Below are 21,359 nucleotides of genomic sequence, written 5' to 3'. Positions count from 1 at the left end.
ATGGAAGCAACAAAGGTTTATAAAAAATAAACGGGAGAGCCAGCTTCTTTCAAAAAGAGAGAAGCTGCTCATGAAAATATGAAGGAGGAAATTTTCATGGAAAAAACAGTAGGAAATGCGGTTAAAGGCGGTAGCTTTTTAGTTGATGAGATTACGATTGATCAAGTGTTTACGCCAGAAGATTTTTCATCTGAGCATAAAATGATTGCAAAAACGACAGAGGACTTTATCGTAAATGAAGTTCTTCCAGAGCTTGAATATTTAGAGCAACATGAATTTGATCGTTCAGTTCGTCTTTTAAAAGAAGCTGGGGAGCTTGGTTTATTAGGCGCTGACGTACCAGAAGAGTACGGCGGAATTGGTCTTGATAAAGTAAGCTCAGCGTTAATCGCAGAGAAATTCTCTCGCGCTGGCGGCTTTGCAATCACTCACGGTGCTCACGTAGGTATCGGATCTTTACCAATCGTATTATTCGGTAACGAAGAGCAAAAGAAAAAGTATTTACCATTACTTGCAACTGGTGAAAAATTAGCTGCATACGCATTAACTGAGCCAGGTTCAGGATCTGACGCATTAGGCGCAAAAACAACTGCACGTTTAAATGCAGAAGGTACACATTATGTATTAAACGGTGAAAAACAGTGGATTACAAACTCTGCATTCGCTGACGTATTCGTTGTATATGCAAAAATTGATGGAGAGCATTTCTCAGCATTTATCGTAGAGAAAGAATACGCTGGTGTATCTACAAGCCCTGAAGAGAAGAAAATGGGTATTAAATGTTCTTCAACTCGTACGTTAATTTTAGAAGATGCGTTAGTACCGAAAGAAAACCTACTTGGTGAAATCGGTAAAGGTCATATTATCGCATTCAACATTTTAAATATCGGTCGTTATAAATTAGGTGTTGGTACAGTTGGATCTGCAAAACGTGCAGTAGAAATTTCAGCACAATATGCAAACCAACGTCAACAGTTCAAGCAACCAATCGCTCGCTTCCCATTAATTCAAGAGAAACTTGCGAATATGGCAGCAAAAACATATGCAGCTGAAAGTTCTGTATATCGTACAGTAGGTTTATTCGAAAGCCGCATGAGCACATTATCTGAAGAAGAAGTAAAAGACGGTAAAGCGGTAGCAGCTTCTATCGCTGAATATGCAATCGAGTGCTCTTTAAACAAAGTATTCGGTTCTGAAGTATTAGACTATACAGTAGATGAAGGTGTTCAAATTCACGGTGGTTACGGATTCATGGCAGAATACGAGATTGAAAGAATGTACCGCGATTCTCGTATTAACCGTATTTTCGAAGGAACGAACGAAATTAACCGCCTAATCGTACCAGGTACGTTCTTACGTAAAGCGATGAAAGGTGAATTACCACTTCTTCAAAAAGCACAAAAATTACAAGAAGAGTTAATGATGATGATGCCAGAAGAAGTAGGCGATGAGCCATTAGCACTTCAAAAATATTTAGTAACTAACGCGAAGAAAATCGGCTTAATGGTAGCTGGATTAGCTGCTCAAAAATACGGTAAAGCATTAGATAAAGAGCAAGAAATTCTTGTGAATATCGCTGACATCGTAAGCAATCTATACGCAATGGAATCAGCTGTTCTTCGTACAGAAAAAGCAATCAAAACAACTGGTCTTGAAAAGAATAAACAAAAAGTGTTATACACTGAAGTATTCTGCCAAGAAGCATTTAACGAGATCGAAGCAGATGCGAAAGAAACACTTATCGCAGTTGAAAACGGCGACATGCTGCGCATGATGTTATCATCATTACGTAAATTAACTCGCCACACACCACTTAACGTAATTCCGAAGAAACGTGAAATCGCTGCGAAAATTTTAGAAGATGAGCGTTACACAGTTTAATATCTTTAAAGAACAGTAGTCGTTTATACGGCTACTGTTCTTTTTTTGAAAAAAAGAAATTTTTAGTGACATAAAACTAATAGCATTAGTATAATAAAACTAATGCTATTAGTTTTTGTGAAAAGGGAGATGGGACTATGAGGATGATACATGAAAAAACGTTATATCAATTGTCATTTTTGCCAAGAGCGTTTCCTGTAAATTGTTACTTTGTAGAGGAAGAAGATGGTTTAACTTTAATTGACGCGGCTTTGCCATATAGCGCAAAAGGTATTTTACAGGCGGCTGAGAAAATAGGAAAACCAATTACGAATATTGTATTAACACATGCGCATGATGATCACATCGGTGCATTAGACGCATTAAAGGAAGTACTTCCTCATGTTCCAGTCTACATTTCTAAGCGGGACGCAAAGCTGTTAGAAGGAGATACGACGTTACAAAAGGATGAACCAAATACGCCAATAAAAGGCGGTGTACCTAAAAAGATAAAAACGGTACCTGATGTTTTATTGGAAGATGGCGACCGAGTTGGATCGCTTCTTGCGATTATGACACCGGGACATACGCCGGGCTCCATGTCGTTTCTTGATGTACGAAATAAAGCTCTTATTGTTGGGGATGCATTTCAAACAAGAGGAGGTATGGCTGTTTCGGGACAAATGAAATTTTGGTTTCCGTTTCCAGCGATGGCAACGTGGAGCAAAGAAATATCATTACAAAGTGCACAGAAGCTAAGCGAATATGAACCTTCCTTGCTTGCGGCAGGGCACGGAAAAATGATAAAGGATCCAGGGGCTGTCATAGAGCTTGCTATTCAGGAAGCGAAGCGGAATATAGAAAGTAAGAAAGAGGGTTAATTTATGTCACCTAGAATCGGACTTACATTACAGAAAATTGTAGAAACAGCTGCAGAAATTGCAGATACAAATGGAATACAAGAAGTAACGTTAGCTTCATTAGCGCAAAGATTAGGGATACGTTCGCCCTCACTATATAATCATGTAAAAGGGTTACAAGATGTACGGAAAAATCTTGGTATTTACGGAATACAACAGCTGCATAACAAACTGGAAGAAGCAGCCGAGGATAAACAGATAGATGAAGCAATTCATGCATTAGGAGAAGCATATGTAGCATTTGTCCGAAAACATCCTGGACTATATGAAGCAACTTTTTTACGAGATGAAGAAGTAAGAAAAGCAGGTGACGGAATTGTAAAGCTTTGTCTTCGAGTTTTACAACAGTATGGCTTAGAAGGAGAGAATGCACTTCATGCGACACGCGGATTCAGAAGTATTTGTCATGGATTTGCTTCGATTGAACAGCAAGGCGGATTTGGTTTGCCGTTAGATCTGGATATAAGTTTACATGTATTATTGGAAACGTTTATTAAAGGATTACGTGAATAAGAAACGAGGCAAACAAAAACCTTAGAAGTGATTCTAAGGTTTTTTAGTGCATATAATTCGAAAAGAGCGGTAGGCTTTTTCTCATTACATGATATTATTTAGCAGGTTTGAAAAATGTGTATATAGCTACGGAAAGGCAAACGAAAATAAAAGCAATAGGATCTTGATATGGACTAGGCTCAGAGCCCTTCTGGATTTCTGTAAGGAAGTCATGTGTTTTCATGTTCATTGCTCCTTTAACTAATAAGTTTTATATGATGCGAGGGTTATGGTGGATATATAAGAAATTTTTGGAATTTCATCTAATAATTATTCTATAGTAATCTAATTCCAAAAACTATATAATACAAAGCTTTCATGATATGTAAAATTGTATATTATTCTTTTTGAAAAATTTGTTATATTATCTATATATTTGTATTAAAGGGTTTTTGTTAAGGTAATGAAAACAAATGGAGGAATAGTATGAGAAAAACAGTATTAGACGCGTATAATGCAGAAAGAGAAGTAGATAACATAACATATAAAAATCTAGTTGTAACGATTGCAAGCATTCTAGGGTTCTCACTCTTAGGGGGATTATTCCTTGCTTTAGCCCTTGGGATTTTTGGAGAAGAGGTATTACGTGCTAATTTAGAGGGATATTATTTACTTCTATTTGATGCAGCTGTTGTTACTATTGTTTTATTTGCGTATAAACCAGTGCTTCATTTTATTAAGAACATATGGGATGTATCTATTTTAAAAAATGGGAAAACCTACTTGTATTTATTAATAGGTTTTATCATCATTGCATTAACTCAGTATGTAATGTTAGAGTTGTTTAGCTTTGAAAGTGCAGAGCAGCAACGAGATCAATTAGGGAGCTTAGGACTTCAAAATAGTCTACAAAGTATTATATATGTGTTAAGTGTTGCTATAATTACACCAATTAAAGAAGAAATTTTATATAGAGGTATTTTGTATCGATTTTTTGAAAAGAAATATAGTTTTCTAGTTGGTATCATTATTTCTTCCTTTATCTTTGGGATTCTTCATGGTGGTTTTCCGGTTACGGCAATGATTATGGGGATTGTATTTGCTATGTTATATAAGAAAACACAATCTATTTTACCTAGCATCATTTTACATATTGTATGGAACCTACTTGTGAGTATAAGTATGATTGTTTCTTTATAAAATTGAATGAATATTTAGCATAAAAGATGAATGGCCTAGCTATTCATCTTTTATTTTGTTTATATGTGCGAAAAGTTGATGAATACAATCCAAAAAGAACCAAATACTAATGATGAATGAACAAAGAAAGGCGGGTATGTTATATGCAAAACTTAACAGAGCTTGAAGTAGAAAACTTACGTCATTTAATTGGTGGACACGCAACAATTATTAACAAGTTGGAGCAGTATGCACAGACGTGTACAGATCCACAACTGAAACAAATGCTACAAAAAGATGCGCAAGATGCACGAAATACGAAACAGCAATTAATGACTTTCCTAGGATAGGAGGAAGAGAAAGATGAATGAAAAAGATATGGTAAATGATTATTTAGCAGGATTGAATGCAAGTTTAACAAGCTATGCAAATTATATTGCTCAGTCTGATAATGAACAGTTACATCAAACGTTAATTCAAATTCGTAATCAAGACGAGGCGCGCCAACGTAATATGTATGAGTACGCAAAGCAAAAGAGTTATTACAAACCGGCAGCACCTGCTAATCCAATGATTGTACAGCAATTAAAAAGTCAATTAAGTGCGGAACAATAGTGAAAAGAAAACGAGCGAATTTATTCGCTCGTTTTCTTTTTGTATATGTCAATAAATACATAATAAATATTTTTCCAGTTGTAACAAATATGACGAAAATGGAATATAACAATTCACAAAAAGGACAAAAACTTTGTTCAATATTTCACAAAGTATCCATGGTTTCTATCGTGAGAACCTCTATAATTAGGAGTGTAAAGAGCAAAAGAAATAGATTATATGATCAATTAGGAGAGATTGCTATGAAAAGACATACAAGAAAAATTGCAATTATCGGTACTGGATTAGTTGGATCAAGTTGTGCGTATTCTATTGTGAATCAAGGTATTTGCGAAGAGCTATTATTAATTGATATAAATCATGAACGTGCAGTTGGGGAAGCAATGGATTTATCACATTGCATTAACTTTACAAATACAAGAACAAAAGTATATGCAGGAAACTATGAAGACTGCAAAGATATGGACATTGTCATTATTACAGCAGGACCAGCACCAAAACCAGGGCAAAGTCGCTTAGATACTTTAGGAGCGAGTGCGAAGATTATGGAAAGTGTTGTTGGTGGCGTAATGGAAAGTGGATTTGATGGTATTTTCTTACTTGCATCGAACCCAGTTGATATTATTACATATCAAGTTTGGAAATTATCTGGATTACCTAGAAATCGCGTAATCGGTACTGGTACATCACTAGATTCTTCTCGCTTAAGAACAATTTTATCTGAAATGCTACATGTAGACCCTCGTAGTATTCATGGGTATTCATTAGGAGAACATGGTGATTCTCAAATGGTTGCTTGGTCTCATGTAACTGTTGGTGGAAAGCCAATTCTGCAAATTTTAGAAGAACAAAAAGAACGATTTGGAGAAATAGATTTAGATGAAATTGTTGAGAAAACTGCAAAAGCTGGCTGGGAAATTTATAAACGTAAAGGAACTACTTATTACGGAATCGGAAACTCTCTAGCGTATATTGCGAGTTCAATCTTTAACGATGATCACCGTGTCATTGCTGTATCAGCCATTTTAGATGGTGAGTACGGTGAATACGATATTTGTACAGGAGTACCAGCTATTATTACTAGAGACGGTATAAGAGAAGTTGTAGAACTCAATTTAACAGAGGATGAAGAATCTCGATTCGCAAAATCAAACGATATTTTACGTGATTATATGAAAACAATTGGTTACTAACTTATAGAAGAAGGTGAAACAAATGAAGGAATATATAATGTCTCGTGTATTTAAAGCATCTGCTGGTATCGCACAAGGTATTTTCGTATCCCTCGGAATTGGTTTACTAATCGAAAATATAGGAAGAATTGTTGATATTCCGTTGCTTATTACAATTGGAGTTGTTGCAAAATCACTTATGGCACCAGCCATTGGTGCTGGAATTGCTTTTATGCTCGGTGCAAATGGTCTTGTAATCTTCTCGGCTATGGTGGCTGGAGCAATTGGTGCCGGATCCATTTCAATTACTGAAGCTGGTCTAATTATTAAAACAGGTGAGCCAATCGGTGCTTTATTAACAGCAACTTTAGCTGTATATATTGGTAAACGTTTAAGCGGAAAAACTGCTTTAGATATGATGCTCGTTCCATTTGCGGCCATATTAGGTTCTGGTTTAGTTGGTATTTGGTTATCTCATAATATTACTCCTGTTTTAAATGCAGTTGGAGCGTTCATTAAAGATAGCTCAGCTGGTAGCCCGTTTATCGCTTCTATCGTCATTGCAGTAGTTTGGGGACTATTACTTATCTCTCCAGCTTCATCAGCTGCGTTAGCGATCGCACTTAGCTTAGACGGTGTTGCAGGTGGTGCAGCTCTTGCCGGATGCGTCGCTCAGTTTATCGGATTCTCTGTCATCTCAGCAAAAGAAAACAATTTAGGTGGCATATTAGCTCAAGCTCTTTGTACTCCGAAAGTACAGTTGCCAAATATCACTAAAAATCCAATGATTCTCGTCCCAACTGTCGTCGCCAGTGCTATAGTTGGTCCGGTATCCGCATTAATTTTCCAACTGGAAGCAGGAAAAGAAATTGCAGGTCTTGGATTAAGTTCTCTTATCGCACCAATTAATTTAATTTCCAGCGAAGGATGGGAAGTTCTCCCGGCCATGGTAATTACTTATATCGTCATTCCAGTAGCTGTTTCTTATATACTTTACATTGCTCTTAAAAAAGCAGGTCGTATTCATTCTGGTGATATGACTGTACCGCAATCTTAAATTGAAAATCTCCTTAATAATAGATAAAAGCAGACTGAGAAGCCACAGTCTGCTTTTTTGTCATGTTACATTCTATGATTTTGTTTTACTGGAACTCTTATTGGTTCTTTGGCCAATAAGAGTTGAACGCCGAAGTAAAGTATGCTTGCAAGTGTCATTCCAGAAACGGCATCTACAAAGGCATGTTGCTTCGTAAATAGCGTTGATAAAATAATAAGTGTACCGAAGAAAGTAAGGATGTAATATTCAAAAGCATGTTGTTCTCTACGCTTAAAGGCAGCTAACATAATTACAAATGTAGTAAGAACGTGAATGCTAGGGAAACAGTTTACTGGCTGGTCGATACTATAAATATAGCGAACTAGTTCAGAAAATACATCTGTTCCAACGACAGTCGGACGCGGTACAGTTGTTTGCCAAAAATAATAAATAGAAAAACAAGCAAGTTTTCCAAAAATAACACTACTTAAAGTGATATAATATTGCTTTCGGTCAGCGAAGCAGTAATAAATAAGTGCGCCGTATAAGTATGGAAACCAAAGTAAATAAGGAATAATAAATGCTTTTACAAATGGAATCCAATCATCTACTACAGTTGTAACGTCTACTGCGTGAACAGTCGATTTATTTAATACGTCGTAAAGGGGACTTACGAGTACGAGTAGAAGTATATAACTTAACGGAAGAAAAGATGAAAGTTTAAATTTCTTCATGTTGATCTCCTATGTTTAGTAATGTAAGTAAATTCAATTGATTATAATATAGAAACGTGAATTGGGCTATCGATTTTACTTACATTTTCTTGAATTAACCTTACGTTTTTGTCACTTGACTAAAAAGAAGGGTGAGGGTGCTAAATGAAGCGTTTATCATATTTTTTAGTTTTTATATTGTTATGCCTAGTAGGTGCTGGGTGTGCAAAGAATAACGAAGGAGAAAAATTAGAATATAACGGAAGAGCACTCGTAATTGGAGTTGTTGGAGAAAAGCCGAAAGATACGTTTAGGAATGTAAAGTTTGAAAGTATAAAGTTAGAAGAAATGCAGGAGAAATCAGCAAAAGTTGATGGTTTTTTCGTTATGAAAGAATACTTTAAAGAGGCATCAAAGGAGCAGTATACGGACTTATTTTTATCGTTAAAGAAGCCGGTATTTTTTATTGGTTTGCAAGATAGACCGTATTTAATTTTTACTAACAAGGATTTAGATTATGATAATACCCCAAAGGATAAAACGATGACTTATACGCAAGGGTTTGTAAATATGGGGAACCCTGAAGGGCAATATTGGGGTATGGGATTATATAATGATACTGTTTCCGATCGAAATATTCATAATATGTATATAGTAGTATTTCAAACCATTTCGGATTACTTAAGTCGATGATGAAGGAGCCTGTAAAAAAGGCTTCTTATTTTTTAAAAATAAACGTTTGTTTAAGCTGTATGTTCGGTAGAAAGAAACTCATGTAGTTCAAAGGTTAAGAAAGAAAAATAAGAAATTAATCAAACGTTTGTTTAAGCTGTATGTTCGGTAGGAAGAAATCGATGCAGCTCAAAGGTTAACAAAGAAAAATGGAGAATTAATCAAACGTTTGTTTAAGCTGTATGTTCGGTAGAAAGAAACTCATGTAGTTCAAAGGTTAAGAAAGAAAAATAAGAAATTAATCAAACGTTTGTTTAAGCTGTATGTTCGGTAGAAAGAAACTCATGTAGTTCAAAGGCTAACAAAGAAAAATAAGAAATTAATCAAACGCTTGTTTAAGATATATGTTTGGTGCAGAATCTAAAAAAATTTATATATTTATTTTTTTCTTAACAAATGGCGGAAAAATAAGAAAAATTCGCAGGATTATTAAAAATTATCACGAAATAAGTAAAAGTTTAGCGAATAATGGTTTGAAATAATAAAACGTTTTCTATATGATAAAGGTAAAGGTTAGTAAAAAAGTAGGTGAATTTATGACAGTAACATTTTATTCATATCCAAAGTGTGGCACATGTCAAAAGGCAAAGAAATGGTTTGAGGCAAACGATGTAGCATATGAGATGATTCATATTGTTGAAAATCCACCATCAAAAGAAGATTTACGTAATTTACATGAAAAAAGTGAATTACCATTAAAAAAATTCTTTAATACAAGTGGAATGCGTTACCGTGAACTTGGTCTGAAAGATAAGTTGAAAGATGCAAGCGAAGACGAAATGTATGAGCTTTTAGCATCTGATGGCATGTTGATCAAACGTCCAATTGTAACAGATGGAACGAATGTAACACTTGGTTTTAACGAAGAGCAGTTTGAAAGTGTGTGGAAAAAGTACCAATAAGGTATTTTTACATAATTAATACATTCACTGGAGGTACAGTCATGAGCATTCCAAATAATTTACGTTACTCTGAAGAACACGAATGGGTAAAAACTGAAGGTAATGAAGTTGTTATCGGTATCACTCACTTTGCACAAGGTGAGCTAGGTGATATCGTATTCGTTGAACTTCCTGAAGTAGGTGCAACAATCGAAGCTGACGAGCCATTCGGAAGCGTAGAATCTGTTAAAACAGTTTCTGAGTTATACGCACCTGTAAGCGGTAAAGTTGTAGCAGTAAACGAAGAATTAAGTGACCAACCAGAACTTGTTAACGAATCTCCATACGAGGGTGCATGGATGGTTAAAGTTGAACTTTCTGATGCAAGCCAAGTTGAGAAGTTATTAACTGCAGAAAAATATGCAGAAATGACAAACCAAGACTAATTATAGTCGACTAAAGGACAGCCTTTGTGCTGTCCTTTTTTATTTTGTGTAAAATAATGAATGTAGAATCATATACTAATTATCGTGTAGGAGAACGTTTTTTGAAAAAACTTTTTCGTTTAATCTTTATGCAGGTCTAGCCGTTTTTGTTTTTCGTTGTCTAGCTCCAGCGACTAGATTGTTCGGTGGCTTCGCTTCTTCCTACAAGGCAAAAAGCGCCTCTACGTCAGAAGCTCCATCCCCCTCACAATCTAAATGAGCCGCTTGCGCTTTTCATTGTCTAGCTCCAACTCCTAGCCCTTCATGTCTAAGAACCTTCTGCACGAGAAGACAAAAAGCGTCTTCTGTACGGAAGAACCTTAGCCAACAGGGCTAAACAGTCGGTTTCGCTTTTCTTTTGCAAAAATAAACAGGAAACAACATGAAAATAACGAATATACTATATACTAAGTTCAAGGTTGTATAGTATATGGTGATCGGGTGATGACATATGATTTATGTGGAAAAAGTCATTATTGTAGAAGGTACATCAGATAGAAGAAAGATTGAATCTATTATTCGTGAACCAGTGGAAATTGTTTGTACAAATGGTACAATTGGTTTGTCGAAAATGGATGAGCTCGTTGATCAGTTTTTTGATAAGGAAGTGTATGTGCTAGTGGATGCTGATGATGCTGGAGAAAAGTTAAGGAAACAATTTCGAAAAGAATTTCCGCAAGCCGAGCATATCTATATTGATCGCTCGTACCGAGAAGTGGCAACTGCGCCATCTACACACTTAGCAAATGTATTATGGGGAGCCGACATTGACGTTTATACAGAATATTTACGGTAAGGAATGATAGAAGTGATCGATTGGACAGGAGCCGAAGCTACAGCCCTAATAGAGAATGAAGAAAAAACAGTGTTATATGTATATACTCCAATGTGTGGAACATGCCAATTAGCAAAAAAGATGTTAACAGTCGTTGAGATGACAATTGAAGGCCTCAAAATTGGGATGTTAGATTTAAATTATGCTCCGCATTTAGCGAAAGAGTATGGGATTGAAAGTGTACCTTGTTTACTTGTTTTTGAAAATGGGACACTGATGAAGAAGATATACGCATTTCATTCGGTTGAATATTTATATACGGAATTAAAGTAGGCGGCAAAATTTTTGCCGCCTCGACATATTTCTTGGGAAATATGTCGAGATGCAGGGTGGATACAGTATTTGTCGAGCGAAAATAACAGGATTGCTCTTTAGTGAGAGGGAATGGTATGTAATAGAAAGTGATATGAAGGATGTGATTTAGGGTGAGATTATATTCTTTGCTTCAATCATTTGTAAATTACGCTAATGGTCAATATCATTTAGAACCACTTTTAAGACAAGAAGAAAAAACTGTTAATTTCCGCTTTAGAGATGAAAGTTGTTCGTTACAAATTTCAAGAGATTATATAGAGCTGGTACATGAGGAAAGAGGAACGGAACAAATCATTTGCTTAGACGAAAAGGATATAGAACAATTGGTGAATGGAAATGTACGATTGCAAATGTTAATGAATGATGGACGTGTACAATATTCAGGAACGTACCGAACGATGTTATTAGTGGAATCGATGTTTCATATATGTAAACCGATGTCAGTAGGTGCTTAAAATTCTGAAGTTTCATTTTTTGCGAAAATTTCTGTTGACATGGTGAGCGTATATTGATACAATTCAAGTCATAAAATATAGACAATTTCATAAATTTCAAATCAGACGAAAATTGAATCTGATTTCTCTTATCAAGAGAGGTGGAGGGACTGTGCCCTGTGAAGCCCGGCAACCGTCAACTTATGTTGAAATGGTGCCAATTCCTGCAAAGCGAATGCTTTGAGAGATGAGAGAGAGGGATAATGTTGTTATATACGCATATAAACCTTTCTGCTTCTCTAAAGCAGAAAGGTTTTTTTATTGTTTGAATGTGGAGGACATTCAAATAATAAAAGTAATGATAACAGTGGACTACACGCATTAAAAATAAAAAATTGCGGAGTCGACCTAAACAAAAAAGGGGTGAACATCATGATTCTATTAGAGAATGTAAGGAAAATATATAAGGCGAAAAGCGGTGATGTCACTGCTGTAGATAACGCCAATTTAAAAATAGAAAAAGGCGAAATATTTGGTGTTATCGGATATAGCGGCGCTGGGAAAAGTTCTTTAATCAGATTGTTTAATCAGTTAGAGAAACCGACTTCTGGCCAAATTACAATTGCGAATCGTGTCATATCAGCAATTACAGGAAGTGAACTTCGTAAGGCAAGGCAAGAAATCGGAATGATTTTTCAGCACTTCAACTTACTTTGGTCACGAACTGTACGTGAAAATATAGAGTTTCCACTTGAAATTGCAGGTGTTGATAAAACGAAGAGAAGAAAACGTGTTGATGAATTAATTCATCTTGTTGGATTAGAAGGAAGAGGAGACGCGTACCCATCTCAGCTGAGCGGGGGACAAAAACAACGCGTTGGGATTGCAAGAGCATTAGCTAACAACCCACAAGTACTTTTATGTGATGAAGCAACGTCAGCTCTTGATCCAGAAACGACAGATCAAATTTTGGATTTACTATTAGACATTAATAAGCGCCTTGGTTTAACAATTGTACTCATTACACATGAGATGCACGTAATTCGAAAGATTTGTAATCGAGTGGCGGTAATGGAGAGAGGAAAGATTGTAGAAACGGGTCCAGTACTTGATGTATTCCGTAATCCGAAGCAAGATATTACGAAACGATTTGTACAGCAGTTAACAGATTCTGAAGATACAAATGAAACGATTGAAAGTTTAATTGAAAAATATCCAGATGGAAAAGTGATTCGTTTGCAGTTTATCGGTGAGGCTGTAGAAAGACCAGTGCTTCAACGATTGATGCAACGCAGTGATATAGAAGTTAGCATTTTGCAAGGAAATATCGCACAAACGAATAACGGTTCTTACGGTAGTTTAGTTGTTCATTTAAATGGTGAGGAAACAGCGATCCAGCAAGCAATAGAAGGAATTCATCAAGATCAAGTAGAGCTGGAGGTGATTGCACATGGATAAGTTACTTGCAAATGTTGATTGGAATCAAATGTTAGAAGCAACTGGTGAAACGTTATATATGACGGCAATCGCAGCTCTTGCGACATTTGTTTTAGGACTAATTTTAGGATTGTTACTTTTCATGACAGCGAAAGATAATTTATGGGAAAACAAATCAATTAATACGGTGATTGGAGCATTCGTAAATATATTCCGTTCTATACCGTTCATCATTTTAATTATTTTATTAATCCCATTCACAAAGATTCTTCTTGGAACAATTCTTGGAGCAAGTGCAGCGCTGCCAGCTTTAATTATTGGGGCGGCACCATTCTACGCGAGAATGGTTGAAATCGCACTTCGCGAAATTGATAAAGGTGTAATTGAAGCTTCAAAAGCAATGGGAGCAAAAACAAGCACAATTATTTTAAAAGTATTGATTCCAGAATCGTTACCAGCATTAGTATCTGGTATTACGGTTACAACAATTGCTTTAGTAGGCTATACAGCAATGGCGGGAGTTGTTGGTGCTGGTGGCCTTGGAACACTTGCTTACTTAGAAGGATTCCAAAGGGGAAATAACGATGTAACAATCGTTGCGACAATTTGTGTATTACTAGTTGTATTTTTAATTCAGTGGATTGGTGATAGTTTAACGACTCGAATAGATAAACGATAATAAAAACGGGAGGATGTTTCAAATGAAAAAATTATTACTTACGGCACTTATTTCAACTTCAATTTTTGGTTTAGCTGCTTGTGGCGGGAAAGATAAAGATGAAAAGAAACTCGTTGTTGGTGCTTCTAACGTACCGCACGCTGAAATTTTAGAAAAGGCAAAACCGTTACTTGAGAAAAAAGGAATCGAGTTAGAAATTAAAAAATTCCAAGACTACGTATTACCAAATAAATCGTTAGCGGATAAAGATTTAGATGCAAACTACTTCCAGCACATTCCGTATTTAGAAAAAGAAATTAAAGATAAAAAATATGATTTTGAAATAGCGGGGAAAATTCATTTAGAACCAATTGGTGTATACTCTCAAAAGTATAAGAGCCTAAAAGAACTTCCAGACGGGGCGACAATCATTATGAGTAATTCCGTTACTGACCATGGACGTGGTTTAGCAATTTTACAAAAAGAAGGCATTTTAAAAATTAAAGACGGAGTAGAGCCAGTTAATGCAACTCCAAAAGATATTGCAGATAATCCGAAAAACTTAAAATTTAAAACAGATATCGAGCCGGGTTTACTACCACAAGTGTATAACAATAAGGAAGGCGATGCTGTTTTAATTAACTCTAACTATGCAATTGATGCGAAATTAAACCCAGAAAAAGATGCAATTGCAATTGAAGGTGATGATTCACCGTACGCAAACATAGTAGCTGTTCGTAAAGGTGATAAAGATAAAAAAGAGATTAAAGAGCTTGTAGAAGTATTGCATTCTAAAGAAATCGAAGACTTTATTAATAAAGAATATAAAGGAGCGGTTGTTCCTGTAAAAGAATAATTGCTGAAAAGGCTGGTGTATGCCAGCCTTTTTTATAACTACATAACTATAGGGGAGAAGGGGACATCATATGAAAAAGATTCTATTGTCAGTTGTTACAGCGCTGTCTGTATTTACATTAGCTGCTTGCGGAGGAAAAGAAGAGAATAAGCTTGTTGTTGGAGCTTCTAACGTGCCGCATGCTGTTATTTTAGAGAAAGCACAGCCAATCTTAGAGAAAAAAGGCATTAAGTTAGAGATTAAAAAGTTCCAGGATTATGTACTGCCAAATAAAGCGTTAGCGGATAAAGAGATTGATGCGAACTACTTCCAGCATATTCCGTATTTAGATAAGGAGATCCAAGAAAAGGGATATAAAATTGTAAACGCAGGAAAAATTCATTTAGAGCCAATGGGTATTTATTCTAAGAAATATAAAAGCTTAAAAGACTTACCAGATGGCGGGACAGTGATTATGAGTAATAACGTAGCGGAGCGAGGCCGTATGTTAGCATTGTTACAAAAAGGCGGCGTGATTAAGCTTAAAGATGGTGTAGATGTGGTTAAGGCGACAGTAAAAGATGTAGTCGAAAATCCGAAAAACTTAAAATTTAAAACAGATGTTGAACCTGGACTTTCACCGAAGTTGTATGAAAATAATGAGGGAGATGCTTTATTCATTAATTCGAACTACGCAATTGATGCAAAATTAAATCCAACGAAGGATGCAATTGCGATTGAAGGAGCAGACTCTCCGTATGCAAACATCATTGCAGTTCGTAAAGGTGATGAGAAGAAAAAAGAAATTAAAGAGCTAGTAGAAGTGTTACATTCAAAAGAAATTCAAGATTTTATTAATAAAGAATATAAAGGTGCTGTACTTCCGGTAAGTGAATAAATATAAGGAAAGGACTGGGAAATTACCAGTCCTTTTTTCTTTATATAAATAAGAAGAAAGGTGTATCATAGAAAGATGTAAAGGAAATACTTATATACATTTGTGAAAAAACGGTTACTTTTTTTCGTCGTTTGCGATATCATTTTATTTGATATAAAATTAGAATGAGAATAAAATGAGAATATGAACGTTTTAGGAATTTTTAAAATGTATATATAGGATTAATGGAGGTATTGAGATGGCTGGTTCTACATTAACGGTTAAAGACTTACACGTATCAATTGACGGCAAAGAAATTTTAAAGGGTGTAAACCTTGAAGTAAAAGGTGGAGAAATCCACGCAATTATGGGACCTAACGGAACAGGTAAATCAACTTTATCTTCTGCAATTATGGGTCACCCAAAGTATGAAGTAACAGAAGGTAGCATCATCATTGACGGTGAAGATGTATTAGAAATGGAAGTAGACGAGCGCGCACAAGCGGGTCTATTCCTAGCAATGCAATATCCAAGTGAAATTAGCGGAGTAACAAACGCTGACTTCTTACGTTCTGCAATTAACGCACGTCGTGAAGAAGGCGATGAAATTTCTCTTATGAAATTTATCCGTACATTAGATAAAAACATGGAATTCCTAGAAATGGATCCAGAAATGGCACAACGTTACTTAAACGAAGGTTTCTCTGGTGGAGAGAAAAAGCGTAACGAAATTCTTCAATTAATGATGATTGAGCCAAAAATCGCAATCTTAGATGAAATCGACTCAGGTCTTGATATCGATGCATTAAAAGTTGTATCTAAAGGTATTAACCAAATGCGCGGCGAAGAGTTCGGTTGCCTAATGATTACGCATTACCAACGCTTATTAAACTACATCACTCCAGACTTCGTTCACGTTATGATGAACGGTCGTATCGTTAAATCTGGTGGCCCTGAGCTTGCACAACGTCTAGAAGCTGAAGGTTACGACTGGATTAAAAAAGAATTAGGTATTGAAGACGAAACAACAGAGCAAGAAGCGTAAGAGAGGAGCATAAACATGACAATCGGTACATTACCTTTCGATCAAGAAACAATCCGTCAACGCGCAAGCGAAGTAAACGAAGCTGCTTGGTTGACTGAGTTCCGCTTACAAGCTCTTGCACAAGCAACAGAACTTCCAATGCCAACGCCTGATAAAACGAAAATTGAAAAATGGGACTTTATCGGAAAAGGCGACGCTGCTAAGCAAGAGCCTGTAAGTTCTTTAACAGAGCTTCCAGAAGCAGTGAAAAACTTAATCGATGAAAATAACAGCGTATTAGTGCAACGTACTGGTACAACTGCGTTCGTTTCTTTAGCAGACGAAGCAAAAGACAAAGGTGTTATTTTCACAGATATCGTAACAGCTGCAACAGAGCATGCTGAATTACTACAAAAGTATTTAATGAAAGACGGAGTGAAAGTAGACGAGCATCGTCTAACTGCACTTCATGCTGCATTAATCAACGGCGGTGCATTCGTATATGTTCCGAAAAACGTTGTTCTTGAAACTCCACTTCAAGCTGTATTCTTAGTAGACGGCGAAGAAGCTAACGTATATAACCACGTATTATTCGTAGCTGATGCGAACAGTACTGCAACTTATGTAGAAAACTATGTTGCAAATGAAAATGCTAAAGGTATTGCAAATATCGTAGCAGAAGTAATTGTGGAACAAGGCGCACAAGTGAAATTCGGTGCGGTTGATCTATTAGCAAAAGACGTAACAACTTACGTTAACCGCCGCGGTGTTGTTGGACGCGACGGCCGCATTGATTGGGCTCTAGGCCTTATGAATGATGGAAACACAATTTCAGAGAACGTTACGAACTTAATGGGCGACGGTTCATATGCTGATACGAAAACAGTAACAATTGGCCGTGGTAACCAAACACAAAACTTTACAACTAAAGTTGTTCACTTCGGTAAACACTCTGAAGGTTGGATTTTAAAACACGGTGTACAAAAAGATAGTGCAACATCTATCTTTAATGGAATTGGTAAGATTGAACACGGTGCATCTAAATCAAATGCACAACAATCTTCTCGCGTTCTTATGCTAGACGAAAAAGCTCGCGGTGATGCGAATCCAATTCTTTTAATTGATGAAGATGATGTTATGGCAGGTCACGCAGCTTCAGTAGGCCGCGTAGATCCGTACCAATTATACTACTTGATGAGCCGTGGTATTCCAAAACGCGAAGCAGAACGTTTAGTCATCCATGGATTCTTAGCACCTGTAGTAAATGAGCTTCCAATTGAAGGAGTAAAAGCACAGCTTGTTGAGGTAATTGAAAGGAAAGTTCGCTAATGAATATTCATGAAATACGCAAACAGTTTCCAATTCTTGATCAAAAAGTGAACGGCAAACAACTTGTTTATTTCGATAGTGCAGCAACTTCTCAAAAACCAATTCAAGTCATTGAAACGTTAGAACGTTACTATAAAGAATATAATTCTAACGTGCATCGCGGTGTTCATACGCTCGGTACGAAAGCTACCGACGCGTATGAAGGTGCACGTGAGAAAGTTCGCAAGTTTATTAACGCGAAATCAATGGAAGAGATTATTTTCACGCGCGGAACGACAACTGCATTAAATACAGTAGCGGCTAGCTATGGCCTTGAAAATGTAAAAGAAGGCGATGAAATCGTTATTTCTTACATGGAACACCATAGTAACATCATTCCGTGGCAACAAGTTGCGAAGAAAACTGGCGCAACTTTGAAATACCTTCCGCTTCAACCAGACGGTACAATTTCTTTAGAAGATGTTCGTCAAACTGTTACACCGAATACAAAAATCGTTTCTATTATGCAAGTATCAAACGTACTTGGAACGATTAACCCTGTAAAAGAAATCGGAGCAATCGCACACGAAAACGGAGCAATTATGGTCGTTGATGGTGCACAAAGTACACCTCACATGAAAGTGGATGTACAAGATTTAAACTGTGATTTCTACGCATTATCTGCTCATAAGATGTGCGGACCTACAGGTATCGGCGTATTATATGGTAAGAAAGAATTGCTAAACAATATGGAGCCAATTGAATTTGGTGGTGAAATGATTGATTTCGTAGATTTACAAGAATCTACTTGGAAAGAGCTTCCGTGGAAGTTTGAAGCGGGTACACCGATTATCGGTAATGCAATCGGACTTGGTGCGGCAATTGATTTCCTAGAAGAAATCGGTCTTGATAATATTGAAAAGCATGAGCATGAATTAGCGCAATACGCTTTAGAAAGACTATCAGAAGTAGATGGCGTTACAATTTATGGTCCAAAGCATCGCGCTGGTCTTGTTACATTTAATATTGAAGACGTACATCCTCACGATGTAGCGACTGTATTAGATGTAGAAGGCATTGCAGTTCGCGCAGGACATCACTGTGCACAACCGCTTATGAAGTGGCTAAAAGCTTCTTCAACAGCACGTGCGAGCTTCTATTTATATAATACAAAAGAAGAAATTGATACATTTGTTGAATCGCTAATCAAGACAAAGGAGTATTTCACAAATGTCATTTAATAATTTAGATACGTTATATCGTCAAGTTATTATGGATCATTACAAAAATCCTCGTAACCATGGCGTGTTAGAAGATAGTGTTACCGTTAACTTGAACAATCCAACTTGCGGCGATCGTATTCAACTTACGATGAAAGTAGAAGAAGGTATTGTGCAAGAGGCGAAGTTTGAAGGCGAAGGATGTTCAATCTCAATGTCTTCAGCTTCAATGATGACACAAGCAGTAAAAGGTAAGAAAATTGAAGAAGCACTTCAGCTTTCGAAAATTTTCTCTGACATGATGCTAGGAAAAGAGTACGATGACAGCATCGATTTAGGAGATATTGAAGCATTACAAGGCGTATGCAAGTTCCCTGCACGTATTAAATGTGCAACATTAGCGTGGAAAGCGTTAGAAAAGGGCTTAAACGAAGATAAGTAATGTTAAAGGTTCCTAAAAATGAGGTTATCTAAGGAGGGACACACCAACATGGCGAAGCAACTGCCAGATATCGGCGATTACAAATATGGTTTCAAAGACAAAGACGTTTCGATTTTCCGTGCTGGACGCGGTTTAACAAAAGAGATCGTTGAAGAGATTTCACGTATGAAAGAAGAACCACAGTGGATGTTAGACTTCCGTTTAAAATCACTGGATAAGTTCTATGAAATGCCAATGCCACAATGGGGCGGCGACTTAAACGACTTAGATTTCGATGAAATTACGTACTACGTAAAACCATCTGAGAAATCTGAGAAGTCTTGGGATGAAGTACCTGATGAAATTAAAGCAACATTTGATAAATTAGGTATTCCAGAAGCTGAGCAAAAATATTTAGCTGGTGTATCTGCACAGTACGAATCTGAAGTTGTATACCACAACATGAAAGAAGACCTAGAAGCTCTAGGAATCGTCTTCAAAGATACAGATAGCGCATTAAAAGAGAACGAAGATATTTTCCGTGAGCATTTCGGAAAAGTAATCCCACCAACAGACAACAAATTCTCTGCATTAAACTCTGCAGTTTGGTCTGGTGGATCATTCATCTACGTTCCAAAAGGTATTAAAGTTGATACACCACTTCAAGCGTATTTCCGTATTAACTCTGAAAATATGGGACAATTCGAGCGTACGCTTATCATCGTAGACGAAGGCGCACACGTACACTACGTAGAAGGTTGTACAGCACCTGTTTACACTACTAACTCACTTCACAGTGCGGTAGTAGAAATCATCATTAAAAAAGATGCGTATTGCCGTTATACAACAATCCAAAACTGGGCGAACAACGTATACAACCTAGTTACAAAACGTGCGGTTTGTGAAGAAAACGCAACGATGGAATGGATTGATGGTAACATCGGTTCTAAATTAACGATGAAATACCCAGCAGTTATCTTAAAAGGCGAAGGCGCTCGCGGTTTAACATTATCAATCGCGATTGCTGGTAAAGGCCAACACCAAGATGCTGGTGCGAAAATGATTCACTTAGCACCAAACACGTCTTCAACAATCGTTTCTAAATCGATTGCGAAGCATGGTGGTAAAGTAACTTACCGTGGTATCGTACACTTCGGACCAAAAGCGAAAAACTCTCGCTCTAACATCGAGTGTGACACGTTAATCATGGATAACCAATCTACATCTGATACAATTCCTTACAACGAAATCAAAAACGATTACGTTTCACTTGAGCACGAAGCGAAAGTATCGAAAGTATCAGAAGAACAATTATTCTACCTAATGAGCCGTGGTATTTCTGAGCAAGAAGCTACAGAAATGATCGTAATGGGCTTCATCGAGCCATTCACTCGCGAACTTCCAATGGAATACGCAGTTGAAATGAACCGCCTAATCAAGTTTGAGATGGAAGGTTCTATTGGTTAATAGATAAAGTAGAAGCGCCCTGCTGTGCAGGGCGCTTTTTTGTTTTGCGGATTTATCTTGGCTTGTCTTGACTTGGGAGAGGATACCCGGGTGGGTGTTCAGCTAAATATATCAACGATTTTTCAAATATATCGATCATAAACGGGAATATATCAACGATTATTTCAATATATCAACGTTTCGACAAGGAATATCGATTTGTCGACAAGATAAGACAAAAGAAAATCCTCACATACCCCAAACATTTTATAAGAACAGAGAACGACTAGGTTTAAGACAAAGATACTGACAAATCCACTTGAACAACCACCCACTGAATTCTCTATTAAACTTTTTGACAAATCCACCCCTCCCTCCACTATCTGGAATTCTTTCCTGCATTAGCAAAAGTTTCTCATATGAAAAGGACAATCTTTTGCTTTTTCTCACAATGCGAGTACAAT

At 36.7% G+C, this 21,359-nt stretch carries 24 protein-coding genes and 1 riboswitch; of the genes, 23 read left to right on the top strand and 1 reads right to left on the bottom strand.

The features are described 5' to 3' along the window. Positions 1 to 96: 96 nt before the first annotated feature. From BM089_RS21670 to BM089_RS21635, 8 genes are all read left to right on the top strand, one after another. Positions 97 to 1,881 carry an acyl-CoA dehydrogenase family protein gene (locus BM089_RS21670; protein ID WP_000416293.1) on the top strand — a complete coding sequence of 595 codons (1,785 nt, stop codon included), beginning with the start codon at positions 97 to 99 and terminating at the stop codon, positions 1,879 to 1,881. A 137-nt stretch (positions 1,882 to 2,018) separates the two neighbouring features. Then, positions 2,019 to 2,741 carry an MBL fold metallo-hydrolase gene (locus BM089_RS21665; RefSeq protein WP_090978065.1) on the top strand — a complete coding sequence of 241 codons (723 nt, stop codon included), beginning with the start codon at positions 2,019 to 2,021 and terminating at the stop codon, positions 2,739 to 2,741. Between the two features lie 3 nt (positions 2,742 to 2,744). Then, entirely contained in the window at positions 2,745 to 3,293 is a 549-nt protein-coding gene (locus BM089_RS21660; RefSeq protein ID WP_090978063.1) for a TetR/AcrR family transcriptional regulator, read from the top strand. Between the two features lie 465 nt (positions 3,294 to 3,758). Then, positions 3,759 to 4,472 (top strand): CPBP family intramembrane glutamic endopeptidase, encoded by a 714-nt coding sequence (locus tag BM089_RS21655; protein ID WP_001232991.1) that lies wholly within the window; start codon positions 3,759 to 3,761, stop codon positions 4,470 to 4,472. 143 nt (positions 4,473 to 4,615) lie between these two features. After that, on the top strand, positions 4,616 to 4,801 hold the full coding sequence (locus BM089_RS21650; protein WP_001180555.1) for a hypothetical protein: 186 nt from the start codon (positions 4,616 to 4,618) through the stop codon (positions 4,799 to 4,801). A gap of 13 nt (positions 4,802 to 4,814) precedes the next feature. Next, positions 4,815 to 5,066 (top strand): spore coat protein, encoded by a 252-nt coding sequence (locus BM089_RS21645; protein ID WP_001002982.1) that lies wholly within the window; start codon positions 4,815 to 4,817, stop codon positions 5,064 to 5,066. Between the two features lie 89 nt (positions 5,067 to 5,155). Continuing rightward, on the top strand, positions 5,156 to 6,259 hold the full coding sequence (locus BM089_RS21640) for an L-lactate dehydrogenase (RefSeq protein ID WP_218036840.1): 1,104 nt from the start codon (positions 5,156 to 5,158) through the stop codon (positions 6,257 to 6,259). Between the two features lie 22 nt (positions 6,260 to 6,281). Continuing rightward, entirely contained in the window at positions 6,282 to 7,295 is a 1,014-nt protein-coding gene (locus BM089_RS21635; protein WP_000666168.1) for a PTS sugar transporter subunit IIC, read from the top strand. A 65-nt stretch (positions 7,296 to 7,360) separates the two neighbouring features. On the opposite strand, the gene BM089_RS21630 is transcribed toward BM089_RS21635, so the two are convergent. After that, complete coding sequence (locus tag BM089_RS21630) at positions 7,361 to 8,008, bottom strand: phosphatase PAP2 family protein (protein WP_090978061.1); 648 nt, start codon at positions 8,006 to 8,008, stop codon at positions 7,361 to 7,363. 144 nt (positions 8,009 to 8,152) lie between these two features. Here BM089_RS21630 and BM089_RS21625 point away from each other — a divergent pair, with 144 nt between their 5' ends. The 15 genes from BM089_RS21625 to sufB all read left to right on the top strand — a co-directional run bounded on the left by BM089_RS21625 (position 8,153) and on the right by sufB (position 20,916). Further along, entirely contained in the window at positions 8,153 to 8,680 is a 528-nt protein-coding gene (locus BM089_RS21625; protein WP_000826910.1) for a hypothetical protein, read from the top strand. Between the two features lie 575 nt (positions 8,681 to 9,255). Then, positions 9,256 to 9,621 carry an arsenate reductase family protein gene (locus tag BM089_RS21620; RefSeq protein ID WP_000218968.1) on the top strand — a complete coding sequence of 122 codons (366 nt, stop codon included), beginning with the start codon at positions 9,256 to 9,258 and terminating at the stop codon, positions 9,619 to 9,621. Between the two features lie 41 nt (positions 9,622 to 9,662). Continuing rightward, the gene (gene gcvH / locus BM089_RS21615) at positions 9,663 to 10,046 is read left to right on the top strand and encodes a glycine cleavage system protein GcvH (RefSeq protein WP_000026896.1); all 384 of its coding nucleotides are present in this window, start codon (positions 9,663 to 9,665) and stop codon (positions 10,044 to 10,046) included. Positions 10,047 to 10,536: 490 nt separating this feature from the next. Further along, positions 10,537 to 10,881, top strand: coding sequence for a toprim domain-containing protein (locus tag BM089_RS21610; RefSeq protein ID WP_000640870.1), 345 nt, complete (start codon positions 10,537 to 10,539; stop codon positions 10,879 to 10,881). 3 nt (positions 10,882 to 10,884) lie between these two features. Continuing rightward, on the top strand, positions 10,885 to 11,193 hold the full coding sequence (locus BM089_RS21605) for a thioredoxin family protein (RefSeq protein ID WP_002025020.1): 309 nt from the start codon (positions 10,885 to 10,887) through the stop codon (positions 11,191 to 11,193). Between the two features lie 152 nt (positions 11,194 to 11,345). Then, on the top strand, positions 11,346 to 11,690 hold the full coding sequence (locus tag BM089_RS21600) for a hypothetical protein (protein WP_001242140.1): 345 nt from the start codon (positions 11,346 to 11,348) through the stop codon (positions 11,688 to 11,690). Between the two features lie 125 nt (positions 11,691 to 11,815). Continuing rightward, a riboswitch (SAM riboswitch) is annotated at positions 11,816 to 11,923 on the top strand. A 178-nt stretch (positions 11,924 to 12,101) separates the two neighbouring features. Then, positions 12,102 to 13,127 (top strand): methionine ABC transporter ATP-binding protein, encoded by a 1,026-nt coding sequence (locus BM089_RS21595; RefSeq protein ID WP_000601791.1) that lies wholly within the window; start codon positions 12,102 to 12,104, stop codon positions 13,125 to 13,127. Beyond that, positions 13,120 to 13,785 carry a methionine ABC transporter permease gene (locus BM089_RS21590; RefSeq protein ID WP_000359401.1) on the top strand — a complete coding sequence of 222 codons (666 nt, stop codon included), beginning with the start codon at positions 13,120 to 13,122 and terminating at the stop codon, positions 13,783 to 13,785. The genes BM089_RS21595 and BM089_RS21590 overlap by 8 nt, the downstream gene beginning before the upstream one ends. Before the next feature lie 22 nt (positions 13,786 to 13,807). Then, positions 13,808 to 14,620 (top strand): methionine ABC transporter substrate-binding lipoprotein MetQ, encoded by an 813-nt coding sequence (gene metQ, locus BM089_RS21585; RefSeq protein WP_000735080.1) that lies wholly within the window; start codon positions 13,808 to 13,810, stop codon positions 14,618 to 14,620. A 70-nt stretch (positions 14,621 to 14,690) separates the two neighbouring features. Further along, positions 14,691 to 15,497 carry a methionine ABC transporter substrate-binding lipoprotein MetQ gene (gene metQ, locus BM089_RS21580; protein WP_000722399.1) on the top strand — a complete coding sequence of 269 codons (807 nt, stop codon included), beginning with the start codon at positions 14,691 to 14,693 and terminating at the stop codon, positions 15,495 to 15,497. A gap of 238 nt (positions 15,498 to 15,735) precedes the next feature. Continuing rightward, positions 15,736 to 16,521, top strand: coding sequence for a Fe-S cluster assembly ATPase SufC (gene sufC / locus BM089_RS21575; protein WP_000929163.1), 786 nt, complete (start codon positions 15,736 to 15,738; stop codon positions 16,519 to 16,521). Positions 16,522 to 16,536: 15 nt separating this feature from the next. Then, on the top strand, positions 16,537 to 17,829 hold the full coding sequence (sufD, locus tag BM089_RS21570) for a Fe-S cluster assembly protein SufD (RefSeq protein ID WP_000152173.1): 1,293 nt from the start codon (positions 16,537 to 16,539) through the stop codon (positions 17,827 to 17,829). Beyond that, entirely contained in the window at positions 17,829 to 19,049 is a 1,221-nt protein-coding gene (sufS, locus tag BM089_RS21565) for a cysteine desulfurase SufS (protein ID WP_001020767.1), read from the top strand. Before sufD ends, sufS begins: the two co-directional genes overlap by 1 nt. Next, the gene (gene sufU, locus BM089_RS21560) at positions 19,039 to 19,470 is read left to right on the top strand and encodes a Fe-S cluster assembly sulfur transfer protein SufU (RefSeq protein ID WP_000009523.1); all 432 of its coding nucleotides are present in this window, start codon (positions 19,039 to 19,041) and stop codon (positions 19,468 to 19,470) included. The genes sufS and sufU overlap by 11 nt, the downstream gene beginning before the upstream one ends. Positions 19,471 to 19,518: 48 nt before the next feature. Beyond that, the gene (gene sufB, locus BM089_RS21555; protein WP_001118824.1) at positions 19,519 to 20,916 is read left to right on the top strand and encodes a Fe-S cluster assembly protein SufB; all 1,398 of its coding nucleotides are present in this window, start codon (positions 19,519 to 19,521) and stop codon (positions 20,914 to 20,916) included. Positions 20,917 to 21,359: the final 443 nt, after the last annotated feature.

It is taken from the genome of Bacillus sp. 5mfcol3.1, from assembly GCF_900114335.1.
GTDB classification, from domain to species: Bacteria; Bacillota; Bacilli; order Bacillales; family Bacillaceae_G; genus Bacillus_A; species Bacillus_A thuringiensis_S.
This window is presented reverse-complemented; position numbering and strand designations above follow the sequence as displayed.

What these genes read in the sequence shown, in the direction of transcription:
- BM089_RS21670 (WP_000416293.1), top strand. Translation starts at nt 97, where the DNA reads ATGGAAAAAACAGTAGGAAATGCGGTTAAAGGCGGTAGCTTTTTAGTT.
- BM089_RS21665 (WP_090978065.1), top strand. Translation starts at nt 2,019, where the DNA reads ATGAGGATGATACATGAAAAAACGTTATATCAATTGTCATTTTTGCCA.
- BM089_RS21660 (WP_090978063.1), top strand. Translation starts at nt 2,745, where the DNA reads ATGTCACCTAGAATCGGACTTACATTACAGAAAATTGTAGAAACAGCT.
- BM089_RS21655 (WP_001232991.1), top strand. Translation starts at nt 3,759, where the DNA reads ATGAGAAAAACAGTATTAGACGCGTATAATGCAGAAAGAGAAGTAGAT.
- BM089_RS21650 (WP_001180555.1), top strand. Translation starts at nt 4,616, where the DNA reads ATGCAAAACTTAACAGAGCTTGAAGTAGAAAACTTACGTCATTTAATT.
- BM089_RS21645 (WP_001002982.1), top strand. Translation starts at nt 4,815, where the DNA reads ATGAATGAAAAAGATATGGTAAATGATTATTTAGCAGGATTGAATGCA.
- BM089_RS21640 (WP_218036840.1), top strand. Translation starts at nt 5,156, where the DNA reads ATGACGAAAATGGAATATAACAATTCACAAAAAGGACAAAAACTTTGT.
- BM089_RS21635 (WP_000666168.1), top strand. Translation starts at nt 6,282, where the DNA reads ATGAAGGAATATATAATGTCTCGTGTATTTAAAGCATCTGCTGGTATC.
- BM089_RS21630 (WP_090978061.1), bottom strand. Translation starts at nt 8,008, where the DNA reads ATGAAGAAATTTAAACTTTCATCTTTTCTTCCGTTAAGTTATATACTT.
- BM089_RS21625 (WP_000826910.1), top strand. Translation starts at nt 8,153, where the DNA reads ATGAAGCGTTTATCATATTTTTTAGTTTTTATATTGTTATGCCTAGTA.
- BM089_RS21620 (WP_000218968.1), top strand. Translation starts at nt 9,256, where the DNA reads ATGACAGTAACATTTTATTCATATCCAAAGTGTGGCACATGTCAAAAG.
- gcvH (WP_000026896.1), top strand. Translation starts at nt 9,663, where the DNA reads ATGAGCATTCCAAATAATTTACGTTACTCTGAAGAACACGAATGGGTA.
- BM089_RS21610 (WP_000640870.1), top strand. Translation starts at nt 10,537, where the DNA reads ATGATTTATGTGGAAAAAGTCATTATTGTAGAAGGTACATCAGATAGA.
- BM089_RS21605 (WP_002025020.1), top strand. Translation starts at nt 10,885, where the DNA reads ATGATAGAAGTGATCGATTGGACAGGAGCCGAAGCTACAGCCCTAATA.
- BM089_RS21595 (WP_000601791.1), top strand. Translation starts at nt 12,102, where the DNA reads ATGATTCTATTAGAGAATGTAAGGAAAATATATAAGGCGAAAAGCGGT.
- BM089_RS21590 (WP_000359401.1), top strand. Translation starts at nt 13,120, where the DNA reads ATGGATAAGTTACTTGCAAATGTTGATTGGAATCAAATGTTAGAAGCA.
- metQ (WP_000735080.1), top strand. Translation starts at nt 13,808, where the DNA reads ATGAAAAAATTATTACTTACGGCACTTATTTCAACTTCAATTTTTGGT.
- metQ (WP_000722399.1), top strand. Translation starts at nt 14,691, where the DNA reads ATGAAAAAGATTCTATTGTCAGTTGTTACAGCGCTGTCTGTATTTACA.
- sufC (WP_000929163.1), top strand. Translation starts at nt 15,736, where the DNA reads ATGGCTGGTTCTACATTAACGGTTAAAGACTTACACGTATCAATTGAC.
- sufD (WP_000152173.1), top strand. Translation starts at nt 16,537, where the DNA reads ATGACAATCGGTACATTACCTTTCGATCAAGAAACAATCCGTCAACGC.
- sufS (WP_001020767.1), top strand. Translation starts at nt 17,829, where the DNA reads ATGAATATTCATGAAATACGCAAACAGTTTCCAATTCTTGATCAAAAA.
- sufU (WP_000009523.1), top strand. Translation starts at nt 19,039, where the DNA reads ATGTCATTTAATAATTTAGATACGTTATATCGTCAAGTTATTATGGAT.
- sufB (WP_001118824.1), top strand. Translation starts at nt 19,519, where the DNA reads ATGGCGAAGCAACTGCCAGATATCGGCGATTACAAATATGGTTTCAAA.